At 29.0% G+C, this 14,985-nt stretch carries 13 protein-coding genes and 1 tRNA gene; 8 read left to right on the forward strand and 6 right to left on the reverse strand.

Annotated elements, in window-relative coordinates:
- Positions 1 to 58 precede the first annotated feature (58 nt).
- Positions 59 to 826 carry a bacteriorhodopsin-like gene (locus ACIJYA_RS05290; RefSeq protein ID WP_435085334.1) on the reverse strand — a complete coding sequence of 256 codons (768 nt, stop codon included), beginning with the start codon at positions 824 to 826 and terminating at the stop codon, positions 59 to 61.
- A gap of 214 nt (positions 827 to 1,040) precedes the next feature.
- Here ACIJYA_RS05290 and ACIJYA_RS05295 point away from each other — a divergent pair, with 214 nt between their 5' ends.
- On the forward strand, positions 1,041 to 2,942 hold the full coding sequence (locus ACIJYA_RS05295; RefSeq protein ID WP_435087793.1) for a propionyl-CoA synthetase: 1,902 nt from the start codon (positions 1,041 to 1,043) through the stop codon (positions 2,940 to 2,942).
- Positions 2,935 to 3,267, forward strand: coding sequence for a DMT family transporter (locus ACIJYA_RS05300; RefSeq protein WP_435087795.1), 333 nt, complete (start codon positions 2,935 to 2,937; stop codon positions 3,265 to 3,267). Before ACIJYA_RS05295 ends, ACIJYA_RS05300 begins: the two co-directional genes overlap by 8 nt.
- On the opposite strand, the gene ACIJYA_RS05305 is transcribed toward ACIJYA_RS05300, so the two are convergent.
- On the reverse strand, positions 3,260 to 4,567 hold the full coding sequence (locus tag ACIJYA_RS05305; RefSeq protein WP_435087797.1) for a dihydroorotase: 1,308 nt from the start codon (positions 4,565 to 4,567) through the stop codon (positions 3,260 to 3,262). The two genes, ACIJYA_RS05300 and ACIJYA_RS05305, sit on opposite strands and share 8 nt — an antisense overlap.
- 43 nt (positions 4,568 to 4,610) lie before the next feature.
- On the opposite strand from ACIJYA_RS05305, the gene ACIJYA_RS05310 reads away from it, so the two are divergent.
- Complete coding sequence (locus ACIJYA_RS05310) at positions 4,611 to 5,501, forward strand: YgfZ/GcvT domain-containing protein (protein ID WP_435087799.1); 891 nt, start codon at positions 4,611 to 4,613, stop codon at positions 5,499 to 5,501.
- Positions 5,502 to 5,505: 4 nt separating this feature from the next.
- Here the strand turns inward: ACIJYA_RS05310 and ACIJYA_RS05315 are convergent, their stop codons facing one another.
- On the reverse strand, positions 5,506 to 6,894 hold the full coding sequence (locus ACIJYA_RS05315) for a dienelactone hydrolase family protein (protein WP_435087801.1): 1,389 nt from the start codon (positions 6,892 to 6,894) through the stop codon (positions 5,506 to 5,508).
- 62 nt (positions 6,895 to 6,956) lie between these two features.
- A tRNA-Leu gene (locus tag ACIJYA_RS05320) sits at positions 6,957 to 7,042 on the reverse strand.
- Between the two features lie 55 nt (positions 7,043 to 7,097).
- Between ACIJYA_RS05320 and nadA the strand changes: the two genes are divergently transcribed.
- Positions 7,098 to 8,087, forward strand: a complete 990-nt coding sequence (nadA, locus tag ACIJYA_RS05325; protein WP_435087802.1) for a quinolinate synthase NadA — start codon at positions 7,098 to 7,100, stop codon at positions 8,085 to 8,087.
- 4 nt (positions 8,088 to 8,091) lie between these two features.
- Positions 8,092 to 8,925, forward strand: coding sequence for a carboxylating nicotinate-nucleotide diphosphorylase (gene nadC / locus ACIJYA_RS05330; RefSeq protein WP_435087804.1), 834 nt, complete (start codon positions 8,092 to 8,094; stop codon positions 8,923 to 8,925).
- Here the strand turns inward: nadC and ACIJYA_RS05335 are convergent.
- Positions 8,922 to 9,293, reverse strand: coding sequence for a phosphoribosyl-ATP diphosphatase (locus ACIJYA_RS05335; RefSeq protein ID WP_435087805.1), 372 nt, complete (start codon positions 9,291 to 9,293; stop codon positions 8,922 to 8,924). The two genes, nadC and ACIJYA_RS05335, sit on opposite strands and share 4 nt — an antisense overlap.
- A 66-nt stretch (positions 9,294 to 9,359) precedes the next feature.
- Here ACIJYA_RS05335 and fumC point away from each other — a divergent pair, with 66 nt between their 5' ends.
- Positions 9,360 to 10,748, forward strand: coding sequence for a class II fumarate hydratase (gene fumC / locus ACIJYA_RS05340; protein WP_435087806.1), 1,389 nt, complete (start codon positions 9,360 to 9,362; stop codon positions 10,746 to 10,748).
- Here fumC and ACIJYA_RS05345 read toward each other — a convergent pair.
- Complete coding sequence (locus ACIJYA_RS05345) at positions 10,736 to 12,229, reverse strand: hypothetical protein (RefSeq protein WP_435087808.1); 1,494 nt, start codon at positions 12,227 to 12,229, stop codon at positions 10,736 to 10,738. The genes fumC and ACIJYA_RS05345 overlap by 13 nt on opposite strands.
- A gap of 32 nt (positions 12,230 to 12,261) precedes the next feature.
- Here ACIJYA_RS05345 and ACIJYA_RS05350 point away from each other — a divergent pair, with 32 nt between their 5' ends.
- Positions 12,262 to 14,298 (forward strand): ATP-dependent helicase, encoded by a 2,037-nt coding sequence (locus ACIJYA_RS05350; RefSeq protein WP_435087810.1) that lies wholly within the window; start codon positions 12,262 to 12,264, stop codon positions 14,296 to 14,298.
- Entirely contained in the window at positions 14,295 to 14,972 is a 678-nt protein-coding gene (locus tag ACIJYA_RS05355; RefSeq protein WP_435087812.1) for an aminopeptidase P family N-terminal domain-containing protein, read from the forward strand. The genes ACIJYA_RS05350 and ACIJYA_RS05355 overlap by 4 nt, the downstream gene beginning before the upstream one ends.
- Positions 14,973 to 14,985: the final 13 nt, after the last annotated feature.

The raw sequence follows: 14,985 nt of genomic DNA on the forward strand, positions 1-14,985 counted from the left end.
AAAAAAAAAGGGCAAGTACAAAATTGTACCTGCCCTTAATTTAAACTTTTAAGTAAAACTACTTAGCTCTACCAGGTTGTTGCATTGCTGCTGCCCAAATGATTAGACCAAAAGCGATCTTGTTCAAAAAGTCAGCTGCGTTGTAAATCACGTTAAGTGAGTTAGCATCTACTCCACCTGTTAGGTAACCAAAAATGTAACCTAATGGGTAAATAGCCCAACCTACAGTAACGATCATTCTCATTGCACCAAAAGCAGTTACAAGTGCTTTGTTACCACTTTTTGCTGCTCTCTTACCTGCTTCACCAGAGAATACTTCATAAAGAATGTATACCCAACCAGCCATACCGATAATGAAACCAAGTGTAGCGTTGATGTATCCTGCTTCTCCTAAGTATCCACCTACTAGCATTACTAATGTACCAAGCATCAATCTCCAGAAAATTCCTGAATCTGCTTTGTTTACTGCTGATAGAACAAAATAGAATTCTAACATTAGTAGTGGCACTGTAATTAACCAGTCAATATATCTGTAAACAGTTGGTGAATCACCAGTCATGATCCATACATCTCTCATGTACATGTAGTGTACGAATGCAATACCAGTTACTAGACCAGCAACCGTCATTGAAACTCTCCATCCAGCTGGAACCGAACTTCTTTCTAAGAAAAAGAATACAGTAGCAGCTAAACAAGCCATTGATACTAACCAAAATGAAATACCCACGAAATCATCTTGAGCTAACATAACGGTCTCAGCGTTTGCTACACCTGTAACACCCATTAGGGCAACAGCTGTAAGAGCAAACAATTTAAGTTTTTTCATAAAAAAACTCCCTCTTTAGTTAGTTTTTATTTATTTAGTTTATATGAACTAAGTTCGAGTTTCCTCGAACAAAGATTTTGGTTAAATAGCAAATAAATTTAGATTTATGAAGAGTTAATTACTGTTAATTTACATTGATTTTACTTATTTTTTAAAATTAAATACAATTTGTGATTTAAAAACCAACAATAAATAAGAATTCGAATCAAAAATTATGTCAGAGAAATTTCAAAAAATTTACGAACAATCTATAAATAATCCTGAAAAATTTTGGCAAGAAGCATCTAATGATATCTTTTGGTTTAAAAAACCTAGTAAAATTTTAAATAAATCTAATCCTCCCTTTTATAAATGGTTTGAAGATGGTGTGACCAACACTTGTTACAATGCTTTAGACATCCATATTGATCAAGGTAGAGGAAAAAAAACTGCTCTTATCTATGATAGTCCAATTACAGGAAACAAAAGTCAATTCTCATACGAAGAACTAAGATCAAAAGTTTCAAAATTTGCAGGAGCACTAACTGCACAAGGAGTTACTAAAGGGGATCGGGTAATTATTTACATGCCAATGATTCCTGAAGCAGTTATTGCAATGCTAGCTTGTGCTAGGATTGGAGCAATACACTCAGTGGTTTTTGGTGGCTTTGCTTCTAACGAACTTGCAAGCAGAATAGATGACAGTAAAGCAAAATTATTAGTCACAGCTTCATGTGGTTTTGAGCCTGGAAGAACTGTTGAATACAAACCTTTGGTGGATGAAGCTGTTAAACTTGCCAATCATAAAATTAATAAAATGATTTTATTTCAAAGACCAGGTCATGAAGTAAAATTGAATGGTCCAATTGAAGTTAGTTGGGATGAAGTTGTTTCAAATGCATCAAATGCTGATTGTGTTGAAATGAATTCAAATGAACTTGCATATATTTTATATACCTCTGGTACAACCGGTACCCCCAAAGGAATAGTCAGAGATATAGGTGGCCACATAGTTGCTCTAAAATGGACTATGAAAAATATCTATAATATTGATACCGATGATATTTGGTGGTCAGCAAGTGATATTGGTTGGATTGTAGGACACTCTTATATTGTTTATGCTCCATTATTCAAAGGTTGCACTACAGTATTATTTGAAGGTAAACCAGTTGGTACTCCTGATGCTGGAGCTTTTTGGAAAATTATATCTGACTATAAAGTTAAATCTCTTTTTACAGCTCCTACTGCTTTTAGAGCTATTAAAAAAGAAGACCCTGAAGGTAAGTTTTTTTCAAAGTATGATTTAAGTAATTTTGAGAGCTTATTCCTTGCAGGAGAAAGAGCGGATCCAGACACAATTAAATGGGCAGAAAATTTATTAAAAGTTCCTGTAATTGATCATTGGTGGCAAACCGAAACTAGTTGGGCAATTAGCTCTAATTGCACTGGAATTGAAATGATGGAAACCAAATATGGTTCAGCCTGCAAAGCAGTACCTGGTTATGATGTTAAGATTATTAAACCTGATCAAACTTTAGCAAAACCAAATGAAATGGGTGATATCGTAGTCAAACTTCCACTGCCTCCAGGAACTTTTCCAACATTATGGAATGCAGATAAGAGATATAAAGAAAATTATATGTCAAATTATGAGGGTTATTACCAAACTTATGACGCGGGTCACATTGATGACGATGGTTATATTTGGATTATGTCTAGAACAGATGACATTATAAATGTTGCAGGTCATAGACTATCAACTGGTGCTATCGAAGAAGTTTTATCTGAACATCAATCAGTTGCTGAATGTGCAGTACTTGGAATTGCAGATAAATTAAAAGGACAACTTCCTATTGGGCTTGTTGTTTTAAAATCTGGAGTAGATAAAGATAATGAAACGATTTCTAAAGAGTGTGTGCAAATGGTTAGAGATAAAATTGGACCTGTTGCAGCATTTAAAGTTGTAATTGTTATTAAAAGATTACCAAAAACAAGATCTGGTAAAATTTTAAGAGGAACTATTAGAAAAATTGCTGATGGTGTTGAATATAAAGTGCCTCCTACAATTGATGATCCTGCAATCCTTGACGAGATTAAGCAAGACTTAATTGATAACAAAATTCTAAATAATGATTAAAACATATTTTTTTTTATCTATTGCAATATTTTGTGAGGTAGCTGGAACGATGTTATTGCCAGTATCACAAAATTTTACAAAAGTTATACCAACAGTTTGTCTTGCAATATTTTATCTTGCTTCATTCTATTTAATGACTTTTGTTATGGATAAACTTCCAATAGCGATTGTGTACGCAACATGGAGTGGACTTGGTGTGTTTACAATAGCAATACTTGGGTACATATTTTTTAAACAAACACTAGCTTGGCAAGCCATTTGCGGATTGTTCCTTATTGTTATTGGAGTTGTTCTAGTTAATAGTTTTACAGTAAAGCTTAGCTAAATTTTAAAGGTGTTCCATCAGGATCCCCTAGTATTTTACCATCTTGCATCTTAATTTTTCCAGCAATGATAGTCGAAGTTGGAGTTCCTTTAAATTTATATCCATTAAATGGAGTCCAACCACATTTACTCTCAATATTTTCATTTTTAATTTCAATTGTTTTATTCATATCGACAATTGTAAAATCAGCATCATAACCTTCTTTAATAAAACCTTTGTTTTGAATTCCAAAAATCTTAACTGGGTTTTCACATACTAAATTCATTAGTTGATTAAGAGAGAGCTTTCCATCGTTAACATGATTAAGCATAACTGGCATTAAGGTTTGAACTCCAGGCATACCAGATGGTGAATTTGGATAACTTTTTTCTTTATTTTCTCTTAAATGCGGAGCGTGATCTGAGCCTATTGTGTCATTAAAATTATTTCTAACTCCATACCACAATCTATCATAATGAGATTTATCTCTTAGGGGAGGATTCATTTGAGCATAAGTTCCAAGTTTGTCATAACAATCCGGCGCATAAATTGTTAAATGCTGTGGAGTAATCTCAAAAGTAATATTACCTTTATGTTGAGATAAAAAATCAATCTCTTCTTTTGTTGTTATGTGAAGAATATGTGCTTTTTTCTTATGTCTTTCTGCAATTCTAACAATTCGTCTTGTTGAGGATATTGCACATTCTGCACTTCTCCAAACAGGATGGGAATGAACATCACCATCTTTGATTAATTTTTTATTAACATTTAAAATTGCTTCATCTTCAGAGTGAACCGCAACAACTTTTGAACTATTTTGAAAAACCTTATCAATATCATCTTCCTCCGCAACCAAAAGGTTTCCAGTTGAAGACCCTGCAAAAAGTTTAATTCCACAACAACCCTCTAAATCTTTTAAACTTGCTAAATCATTTGCATTGTCAGCAGTTGCACCAAAATAAAATGCATAATTGCAATACATTCTATTTTTTGCGAGGTCCAATTTTCTTTGAAATTCTTTCTTATTAGAAGTTGGTGGATTAGTGTTAGGCATTTCAAATACACTGGTAATTCCTCCAGCAATTGCAGCTCTACTTCCAGAATGCAAATCTTCTGTATCCGTTGATCCTGGTTCCCGAAAATGCGTTTGAGTATCTATACATCCAGGTAAAACAGTTTGGCCTTGAGCATTAACTGTTTCCTTGGCGTCATCTGAAATTTGACCAATTTGATGAATTTTACCATCTTTAACAGCAACATCTACATCTTTCAATTCACCATCAATATAACATTTTCCGTTTTTAATTATTAGATCTAACATTTATGAAAAAAGTAATTATATTAAAATCATCAATCAATCAAATATGAATATTAAAAACGTATATATTTTGGATGACAGAGCCATTCTCTACTTAAATGGCGAGGATATAAAAGAGTTTCTTCAAAATCTAATTAGTAATGACATTAATAAAGTAAATCAAAATAATAGCTGCTTTTCTTCTTTGTTGTCTCCTCAAGGTAAATTCTTGTATGAGTTTATAATAATTAAACACAAATCTGGTTACATAATTGATTGTGAAAAATCTCAAGTAGATGGATTATATAAGCAATTAAGTATTTATAAACTAAGATCAAAAGTTGAAATTCTAAATCTTAGTAATGAATTTGTGGTTGCTGCTTTTTCTCATGAAAAATTCCTAACTTTTGAAGAAGCAAAAGATATTTCTGGGTTTACTTTAAAATATAGGGAAGATCCTATTTTTTTAGATCCAAGAAATAAAAAATTAGGAGCAAGATTAATTATTAATTTAGAAAAACTTTATTTATCTCTAAAGAAATTAGACTTGCATGATGCAAATATGAATGAATATCACTCATTTAGTCATAAACTTGGAATAGTTCCAAAGGATTTAAACAAATTACAAAATAAATTATTTGGAATTGAATGTAATTATGAAGAATTAAATGGAATTGATTTTAAAAAAGGTTGCTATGTTGGGCAAGAAAATACAGCTAGAATTAAATTAAAAAATAAGCTTTCAAAAAGATTATTGCCAATAAATGTTGTTGAAGGTGAATTAAATGAAGGTGAAAGTATTTATTATAATGATAATGAAATTGGCAAAGTATTAATAGATAAACAGTATCCATTTGCTTTAATTAAATACTTAGATGAAAATTTTAATGAAAAAGCTAATTTTAATACAAAAAACGCTATAATTAAGATTGAAAAACCAAATTGGATAAAATCTTAAATAATTATTTCACTCCAAAAATATTTTTTATAATATTAAGAGACTCGGTAGCAGCCTTATCGTTATATTTTATAGTGCTTTTAATATCACAACATTCTGCGTAATAATTTTTTCTATAATTTTCATCTTTTAAAGAAAAATATGACCATCCATTAGGTTCAGTTGTATCAAAAACACCTTCTCCTATAGTATACCTTGGATATGATGAGTCTAGCTTACTTAAAACAAATTCTTTTTTCATCTCACTAAAAGATTTCATTGTTATTGGGCTTTTTAATTCTTTCCAATCAAATCGATGAGTGGCTTCTGAAAAAACCTTGAGCACTGCATTTCCATTATTTTCTTTAATTTTTTTAACATAGTCCTCACAAAACTCATAAGGTGTTAATCTATCTTTTTCACCAACTAAAATATAAAGAGGTGCTTTGGTTGTCTTAATGTTTTTGTGTAAATAACATAATGGGTAATAAGCGATGTGCGCCATAAACCTATTTTTTGGTTTAATAATATCTATAAAAAAATTTTGATGAGTATTTATTGCTGCCATTGCACCATAGCTAAATCCCATTACTGCTATTTTATTTTTATCAATTCTTCGGTCTTTGGCTATATTATCAAGCGCAGCATACGCATCTATAGTCGCAGCCTCTTCAGATACCTCATAGTGCCATTGGTTTTCAATTCCTCTGGATTTGAATGTTTGAATATCAAGAATAGCTATACCTAGATTATTAAAATATTCAAAATGATGACTGGGTACAAAACCCATGGATGGATGCAGGGTAATAATCAAAGGAATTTTTTTTTTATTTGTTTGTGGAATATATAAATCACCATAAACTTTTTGTTTTTTTAACTTCTTTAAACCCCCAAGCATTTCTTTGGCAGTTTTGGGTGAAAAACTATTAAATTTTACAATTTCGCTACTACAAATAAATTTACTATCTTTGAATTTATCCACTTTTATTATTTTAAGCTGAACCTCTTCTTTTTCATAGTCTCCATACGGAGAAGAGGATTTTACTGATCTTTTTGTAATATCAAAATTTTCAATTTTATCTTTATCAAATTTAATATTTATCTTTGCATTTTTTAAATCTTCCCAGAGTTTTACTGTGCCAGAGACCGAAAATTTTTTTCCATTTTTTGATAATTTATATTTAAAATTTTTTCTATAATTTCCCTTAATTCCTTTATGGCAAGGTATGTATAAATGTTCCAATTTACCTTCATTAAATTTAACTGTATCAGCAATTAGATATTCAGATTTATCTTTGTCTTTGTACGTCCATAAAAATTTGTAAAAACCGTTTGGTAAAAAATGTTTTTCATTTGCTTGGGCGTTGCCAAAAATGAAAAAAACTAAAGATATTGTAATAAAAATATTTTTCATGTTCTAATGTAAATTATGCTATTTCTAAATTTTTATCAAAAAATTTGATCAGATTTACAATTTGGTGCAGTCGGAGAGACTCGAACTCTCATGGACTAGGTCCACACGGCCCTCAACCGTGCCTGTCTACCAATTTCAGCACGACCGCAATATGTCTCATAATAAATGAATGACAAGTAACTTTCAAATTGGTAAAAACCACTATGGATTTTACTCAAGAAGTACAAAAAGCAACTGATCCAATTTACCAAAAGATTTCAAAGGTTATGCCTGAAATCGAATGGTCAGTGCATGCTCCATATATCCATAAAATTAACAAACTTAAAAAAGAAAAGAATGCTGTGATACTTGCTCACAATTATCAAACTCCAGAAATATATCATGGTGTGGCTGATTTTGCTGCAGACTCACTTGCTTTGGCAATTGAAGCGTCAAAAACTTCTGCAGATATAATCTTAATGGCTGGAGTTCATTTCATGGCTGAAACAGCAAAACTTATGAGTCCTGAAAAAAAAGTTATATTACCAGACATGGATGCTGGTTGTTCATTATCATCATCGATTACCGGTAAAGATGTAAGATTATTGAAAGAAAAATATCCAGGAGTTCCTGTAGTTTCTTACGTTAATACATCTGCAGAAGTAAAAGCGGAAACAGATGTTTGCTGTACTTCGGCGAATGCAGTTAAAATTGTAAAATCATTAGGGGTAAAGAAAGTAATATTTTTACCAGATGATTATCTTGCAAAATATGTTGCTTCACAAACAGATGTTGAAATCATTTCATGGAAAGGCATTTGCATTGTCCATGATCAATTCAATGAAAAAGAAATACACGATATTAGGGAAAAAAACCCAGGAATTAAAATTATAGCCCATCCTGAATGTCCACCTGAAGTAATTAATGCTAGTGATTTTGCAGGGTCAACTTCTGGTATGATTAAATATGTTCAGGATAACCAACCTAAAAAAGTAATGATGGTTACGGAATGTTCTATGAGTGATAATATTCAGGTAGAAAATCCAAATGTAGATTTTATAAAGCCTTGCAACATGTGTCCTTACATGAAAAAAATTACACTTCCTAAAATATTAGATTGCTTAGAAAATGAAACAGGCGAAATAATTATGGACAAAGATACAATTGATAAAGCTAGAATATCTGTTGAAAAAATGGCAGCTATCGGCAGATAATTAAGTGTCAAAAATAAAACTTAGTCAAGACTTTATTCGTAATACAGTTAAGAGAGCTTTAAATGAAGATCTCTACCCCTCTGGAGACATCACATCAAGTTTAGTTAAAAATAATAAAGTTATTAAAGTTAAACTTCTTTCAAATCAAAATGCAATTATTGGTGGTTTGCTGTTTGTAAAACAAGCTTTTGATTTAGTTGATAATAAGATTAAATTTAACATTAAAAAAAAAGATGGATCTATTGTTAAGAAAGGTTCTTTGATTGCAACTATTGAAGGGAATGCTAAAAATATTTTAATTGCTGAGAGAGTTGCTTTAAATTTTTTATCTCATATTTCAGGCATTGCTACAAAAACAAATCAATTTGTAAAACTCGCTGGTAAAAAATGCAAAATTTGTTGTACACGTAAAACAATTCCTAACATTAGAGTTATTCAAAAATATGCTGTAAAATTAGGAGGTGGTACTAACCACAGATTTAATCTTAGTGATGAATTTTTAATTAAAGACAATCATATTGCATCATCAAATATTAAAGATTTAGTTTCGCTAGCTATTAACAACAAAAAAGGAAGGAAAATTACTGTCGAAGTTGATAATTTAAAACAATTAAAAACTATTATGGGTCTTAAATTCAATACTGTTCTGTTTGACAATATGAATGTTAAAAATTTAAGGACAGGTGTTAAGATCGCTAAAAAATATTACGAAACTGAAGCCTCAGGCAATATAAATCTAAAAACAGTCAAAAGCATTGCTAAAACAGGAGTGGATAGAATTTCAGTTGGAAGCATAACTCATAGTTCTACTGCTATTGATTTAAAATTAGAAATCTAAGATACAAATTTTGACAAATCAGGTTTAAAATAATTTGGACCCTTCATTACTTTTCCAGACTCATTATAAATAGGCTCACCATTTTCACCTAGTTTACTCATATTAGAGTTTTGAACCTCATCAAAACATTTATCTAAATCAATACCAAAGGCATGTCCTGCTCCATAAGTTACATATAAAATATCTGTTAGTGCATCAGCTACTTCTAGCAGATCATTATTATCCATTGCTTCTTTAAGCTCATCAAGCTCCTCCTTAATCAAATCAATCCTTAATTTATTGATTTTATCAGTGCTAAATGAAGGCTTAGTTTTGACCTCTTGACCAAAGGTTTTCATAAAAATTCCAACTTTATTAAAATTCGACATTTTGCTCCTGTAAGTTTTTTAAAATTATTGTATGTTAATAATTATTTATTACTTACAAATTAATCAATGAAATTAAGAAAAGAATTTGACAGTATAGGAAGCGTTAATGTCCCAAATGATAAATATTGGGGTGCATCCACTCAACGATCAAACAAATTTTTTAATATTGGTACAATTCTTGTTAATATTTCAATAATCAAATCTATAGCAATTATTAAAAGATCGGCTGCTATAGTTCATTCGAAAGATAAACTAATCAGTAATAAAATTTCTAAAGCGATTATTAAAGCTTCAGATGAAGTGATAAAAGGTAAGTTAGATGAAAACTTTCCTCTTAAAGTCTGGCAAACAGGCTCCGGAACCCAAACTAATATGAACGTTAATGAAGTAATCGCTAACCGAGCAATTGAAATTTTAGGTGGGAAAAAAGGATCCAAAAAACCAGTACATCCAAATGATCATGTTAATAAATCACAATCAACAAACGATGTTTTTCCAACAGCAATGCACATTTCTGTAGCAGAGGAAACCTTAAAAAAATTGGTACCAAGTTTAAAAATTTTAGAAAAGGAATTAAAAAGAAAATCAACTGAGTTTAAAAATATTGTAAAAATTGGAAGAACTCATTTACAAGATGCAACACCTCTTTCTCTTGGACAGGAATTTTCAGGCTATCACGTACAAATTCAAAAAAGTATTGAGAGAATAGAGTATGCTTTAAAAGAAATTTTATATCTTGCGCAAGGTGGAACAGCTGTAGGAACTGGTATAAATTCTAAAAAAAATTTTGATAAAAAGATCGTTAAAGAAATTGCTAAATTTACAAAAATTCCTTTCAAACCAGCAGCAAATAAATTTGCTGAACTTGCAGCACACGATTCAATTGTTAATTTTTCAGGAACATTAAATACATGTGCTGTAGCTTTAATGAAAGTTTCAAATGATATAAGATTTTTAGGATCAGGTCCTAGAGCAGGATACGGTGAGCTTATATTACCAGAGAATGAACCAGGCTCATCAATTATGCCAGGAAAAGTAAATCCTACTCAATGTGAAGCAGTTACTATGGTTTGTGTTAAAGTAATTGGAAATCATAATGGTATCACTATGGCTGGATCTCATGGGCACTTTGAATTAAATGTTTTTAAACCTTTAATTGCTCATAATATTTTACAATCAATTGATTTAATAGCAGACAGTACTAAAAATTTTGCCCTTTATTGTGTTAAAGGAATAAAAGCTAATAAAAAAAAAATCCAAGAGCATTTGGACAATTCTTTAATGCTTGTTACAGCCTTAGCTCCTAAAATTGGCTACGACAATGCAGCAAAAATTGCAAAAACAGCACTTAAAAATGACACAACACTTAAGTTTGAAACATTAAAGACAGGTCTGATTAGTGAAAAGGATTACGATAAAATAGTAGATCCTAAAAAAATGATCTACCCAGCATAATCATTCATTGCTTTGTTCACTAATTTTTTTAAATAAATTTTATTTTGTAGGTTGTTATCCTTAAAAATAATTTGATTTAAAGTTTTGTCAATTTTTTGGTTAATTATTTCATCTATTTTAAAGCTACTCAAGTCAGCAGTCATCTGATCAAAATTATAACTTAATCTAAACTCAACCTTTTTAATTTCTTTTCGATTATTACGAGGTGTTTGGAAAACCTTATAAACTTCGTTAAAATCTTTAACATTAATAGAAATTAAAGCATCCAAGATTAGATTGTTGTTGTTCGTATAAATTAAACTATCTGTTATTTTAATATCAGCATAATTTTTTAAACTAAATTTAGTTTCATTTATATCTACTAAACCTTCACTTATCTTAACATTAAGTACTAAATTAATAAAATCCCTTAAAGATGTAGCTTGTTTTGCAATGATATTTGAACTTATATTTAAATTCTTATTATTAAGTAATCCTGTTTTTAAAAATTGAATCAATATTGAGTTTGGATTTAATAATATATCTAAATTAATTTTATTTAAATTGCCTGATAATTCTGAAAAGAAAGGTTTAAGATTAATAAAACCATTATATTCAAAATTTTGATCAAGAGATTTATCAAAAAAATTTAAATCAAAAAAATCTTTTTTAAGATTATATGTACCTCCACTTTTCTTATGATTGTTTGTAATCACTATCAAGCCATCTTTTTCAAAATTTTTATAATTAAAAATATTTTCAATTTGAAGATCAATAAAATCTAAATTGATTTTACTAAAAATTTTATTTTTAGTAATGTCATCTTTAACTTCAATTTTATAAGGCAAGTTAAAAATCTCATTATCAGCAAATAAAATATTTTCTGAAATTTTACTGTCATAAAAATATTTTAATTTATTAATCTTGTTTATAAACAGAACATCATTTTCGATATTTTTATAAAAGATATTACTATTCTCAACTTTAAGTGAAAAATTAGAAAAATCATTATTCAAAAGTTTAATAAAAAAATTATAATTTTCTTTATTCAAATTAAAATTCATTTTATCAAAAATAACATCTTTTATTTTAATTTTGTTTGGGAATAAAAAATATTTAGGTGAGATATATATCCTGATCTCTCCCAAACTTTCAACTTGGTTTAGAAATGAGCTATTTTCAAATTTTAGGTTAGGCTTTGGAAGTAAATTGTAACTATAGTTATCTGATAAATTAAGATCTAAATTTAAATTTTTTAATAACTGATTCTTAATATTAGAAACTAATTTTTTACTATTAAACAGGTGTGGTATAGATAAATATAAAAAACAAGAAACAAATAAGATTGAAATAAAGACAAAAATTCTTTTAAAACTTAAAAAAGTTAATAATTTATCTCTTTCAAATAAAAAATTTAATTTGTTTAAATTTTTCTTTAAATGACTATTTATAAAGAAATTGATTTTTTTTAGGATTCTAACAAAATAATTATGTCTGTTCATAAAATTATAAAACTTATAATGAAATATTTTAAATGATAAACTCCGATTATTTAAAAAACCTAAATAATGCTCAAAAAGAGGCAGTATTATATTTGGATGGACCACTATTAATTGTTGCAGGTGCAGGATCTGGAAAAACAAAGGTTTTAACCTCAAGAATTGCACACATAATTAAAGAAAAGAGAGCCTTTCCTAATCAAATTTTATCAGTAACTTTTACAAATAAAGCAGCTAAAGAAATGCAAACAAGAGTCAGCAAAATGCTTGGATCAGCTGCAACTGGACTTTCATGGCTTGGAACATTTCACTCAATATGCGCAAAGATATTAAGAAAACATGCAGCAGCCGCAAATCTGAATTCAAATTTTACTATTATAGATACAGATGATCAAACAAGACTTATTAAGAATATCTGCAAAAGTGAAAATATTGATATCAAACAATTAGCACCTAGATTCATATTAGCAATAATTGATCGATGGAAAAACAAAGGATACTACCCTTCTGAAGTTATAGTAAATAACAAAGACGTTTATGAGAGAACTATACTTCCTTTATATAAAATCTATCAACAGAAATTAATAGACTTAAATTCATGTGATTTTGGTGATTTAATCTTGCATACTGTAAAAATTTTAGAAAATTATCCTGATATTAGACAGATCTATTCAACTAACTTTAAATATATTTTAGTTGACGAATATCAAGATACTAATTTTATTCAAAGCAAATGGTTAAATTTATTATCCGAAAAAAATAAAAATTTATGTTGTGTGGGGGATGATGATCAATCTATTTATAGTTGGAGAGGAGCAGAAATTAAAAATTTTTTAGAGTTTGATCAGGTATATGAAAATACAAAAGTAATAAGACTTGAACAAAACTATAGATCTTCTCAAAATATTTTATCCGTTGCATCAAATTTAATTTCAAATAACCAAAATCGAGTTGGCAAAACACTTACTACTAATATGGAGGAAGGAGATTTAATTAAGCTTAATTGTTTTAAAAATGGTAAAGATGAAGCGATTGGAATTTCTGATGAAATTGAAAAAAAATTAAAAAAAAATTTTTCATTTAATGAAATGGCTATTTTAGTTAGAGCTATATTTCAAACAAGAGAATTTGAAGAAAGGTTTCTTAAAATTGGCATGCCTTATAGAATTTTAGGAGGAACGAAATTTTATGAAAGAGCCGAAATAAAAGATTGTGTTGCCTATTTGAGATTAATTCATCAAGAAAAAGATGATCTAGCCTTTGAAAGAATTGTGAATAATCCAAAAAGATCAATTGGAGATACTACGTTAAAAACTGTTCATGAATTTAGAAAAGAAAATAATTTAAGTTTAGAGATAGCTGCAAATAAAATGCTTGAACAAAATTTAATTAAACCAAAAACTAAAATAGGTCTTAGTTTTTTTCTTAATGCATTAAATAAATGGAGAAATGACCTTAGTATCAAAAAGATAAGTCACATCAAATTGCTACAAATAGTTTTGGACGAGTTTGGTTACTCAGCTATGCTTAAAAATAAAAAAGATTTAGATAATGAAAATAGATTAGAAAATATTAAAGAATTATTAAGCGCAATGAAAGAATTTGATAATTTAGAGAGTTTTTTAGAACATGTTTCTCTTGCAACATCAATTGATCAAGAATGGGATGGTGAAAAAATTAATATGATGACGATGCATGCTGCAAAAGGGCTTGAATTTGACGTAGTTTTTCTTCCTGGCTGGGAGGAGGGGTTATTCCCACATCAAAAATCAATTGAAGAAAAAGGGCAAAATGGCTTGGAGGAAGAGAGACGTTTAGCTTATGTTGGTATTACTAGAGCTAAAAAAAAAGCTATAATTTCTTTTTCAATGAATAGATTTTACCAAGGTGATTGGATTGATAGCATGCCCTCAAGATTCATAGAAGAATTGCCAGAAAAGCATTTGGAAAAGAATTCATTTTTTGAAGAGGAGGTTGACGATAATCAAGATTTTGATTTTAATCAAGACTTTGAAATTGAAGAAGGAACAAGAAGTCCCGGATGGATAAGATATCAAAAGAGAATTAAATGAATAGAGAAGTAAAAGAGTTAAGAAAAAAATTTAAAGAATACGATATTGATGGATATGTTATACCTAAAAATGATGATTATTTTACAGAATATTCAAAAATAAATAGATTAAAAATTATTTCAAATTTTAGTGGATCTGCTGGTTTGGCTGTTGTTTTAAAAAATAAAAACTACTTATTTTCTGATGGTAGATACACTATTCAAAGTGAAATAGAGAGTGGAAAACATTTTAAAATTACTAGTTATGAAAAAATAATTAATTGTAATTTATTCAAAAATTTAAAGTTAGGATTAGACCCAAAACTCTTTACACATATGCAAATAAAAAATTATTTTTTAAAATATAATAAAGTTAAATTTTTATCAAATAACTTAATTGATGAAATTAAAACTCAAAAAGTTATAAATAATACTCCTTTTTTTCTACTCAAAGATGAAATAATTGGAGAAAATAGTGAGTCAAAAGTTAATAAAATTATAAATTATTTAAAAAAAAATAAAGCTGACAATTTATTTGTAACAGCCCCAGAAAATGTAGCTTGGATTTTAAATATTAGGGGTGCTGATGGTCCCAATAGCCCAATACCAAATTCAAGATTAATCATTAATAAATCAAAAAAGGTCTTTTTAATAACGGAGCCTCAAAAAGCAAAAGAATTAATAAAAAAAAAATAATTAATAAAAATCA

It is taken from the genome of Candidatus Pelagibacter bacterium nBUS_29, from assembly GCF_051200905.1.
Taxonomy (GTDB): domain Bacteria; phylum Pseudomonadota; class Alphaproteobacteria; order Pelagibacterales; family Pelagibacteraceae; genus Pelagibacter.

What these genes read in the sequence shown, in the direction of transcription:
- ACIJYA_RS05290 (WP_435085334.1), bottom strand. Translation starts at nt 826, where the DNA reads ATGAAAAAACTTAAATTGTTTGCTCTTACAGCTGTTGCCCTAATGGGT.
- ACIJYA_RS05295 (WP_435087793.1), top strand. Translation starts at nt 1,041, where the DNA reads ATGTCAGAGAAATTTCAAAAAATTTACGAACAATCTATAAATAATCCT.
- ACIJYA_RS05300 (WP_435087795.1), top strand. Translation starts at nt 2,935, where the DNA reads ATGATTAAAACATATTTTTTTTTATCTATTGCAATATTTTGTGAGGTA.
- ACIJYA_RS05305 (WP_435087797.1), bottom strand. Translation starts at nt 4,567, where the DNA reads ATGTTAGATCTAATAATTAAAAACGGAAAATGTTATATTGATGGTGAA.
- ACIJYA_RS05310 (WP_435087799.1), top strand. Translation starts at nt 4,611, where the DNA reads ATGAATATTAAAAACGTATATATTTTGGATGACAGAGCCATTCTCTAC.
- ACIJYA_RS05315 (WP_435087801.1), bottom strand. Translation starts at nt 6,894, where the DNA reads ATGAAAAATATTTTTATTACAATATCTTTAGTTTTTTTCATTTTTGGC.
- nadA (WP_435087802.1), top strand. Translation starts at nt 7,098, where the DNA reads ATGGATTTTACTCAAGAAGTACAAAAAGCAACTGATCCAATTTACCAA.
- ACIJYA_RS05335 (WP_435087805.1), bottom strand. Translation starts at nt 9,293, where the DNA reads ATGTCGAATTTTAATAAAGTTGGAATTTTTATGAAAACCTTTGGTCAA.
- fumC (WP_435087806.1), top strand. Translation starts at nt 9,360, where the DNA reads ATGAAATTAAGAAAAGAATTTGACAGTATAGGAAGCGTTAATGTCCCA.
- ACIJYA_RS05345 (WP_435087808.1), bottom strand. Translation starts at nt 12,229, where the DNA reads ATGAACAGACATAATTATTTTGTTAGAATCCTAAAAAAAATCAATTTC.
- ACIJYA_RS05350 (WP_435087810.1), top strand. Translation starts at nt 12,262, where the DNA reads ATGATAAACTCCGATTATTTAAAAAACCTAAATAATGCTCAAAAAGAG.
- ACIJYA_RS05355 (WP_435087812.1), top strand. Translation starts at nt 14,295, where the DNA reads ATGAATAGAGAAGTAAAAGAGTTAAGAAAAAAATTTAAAGAATACGAT.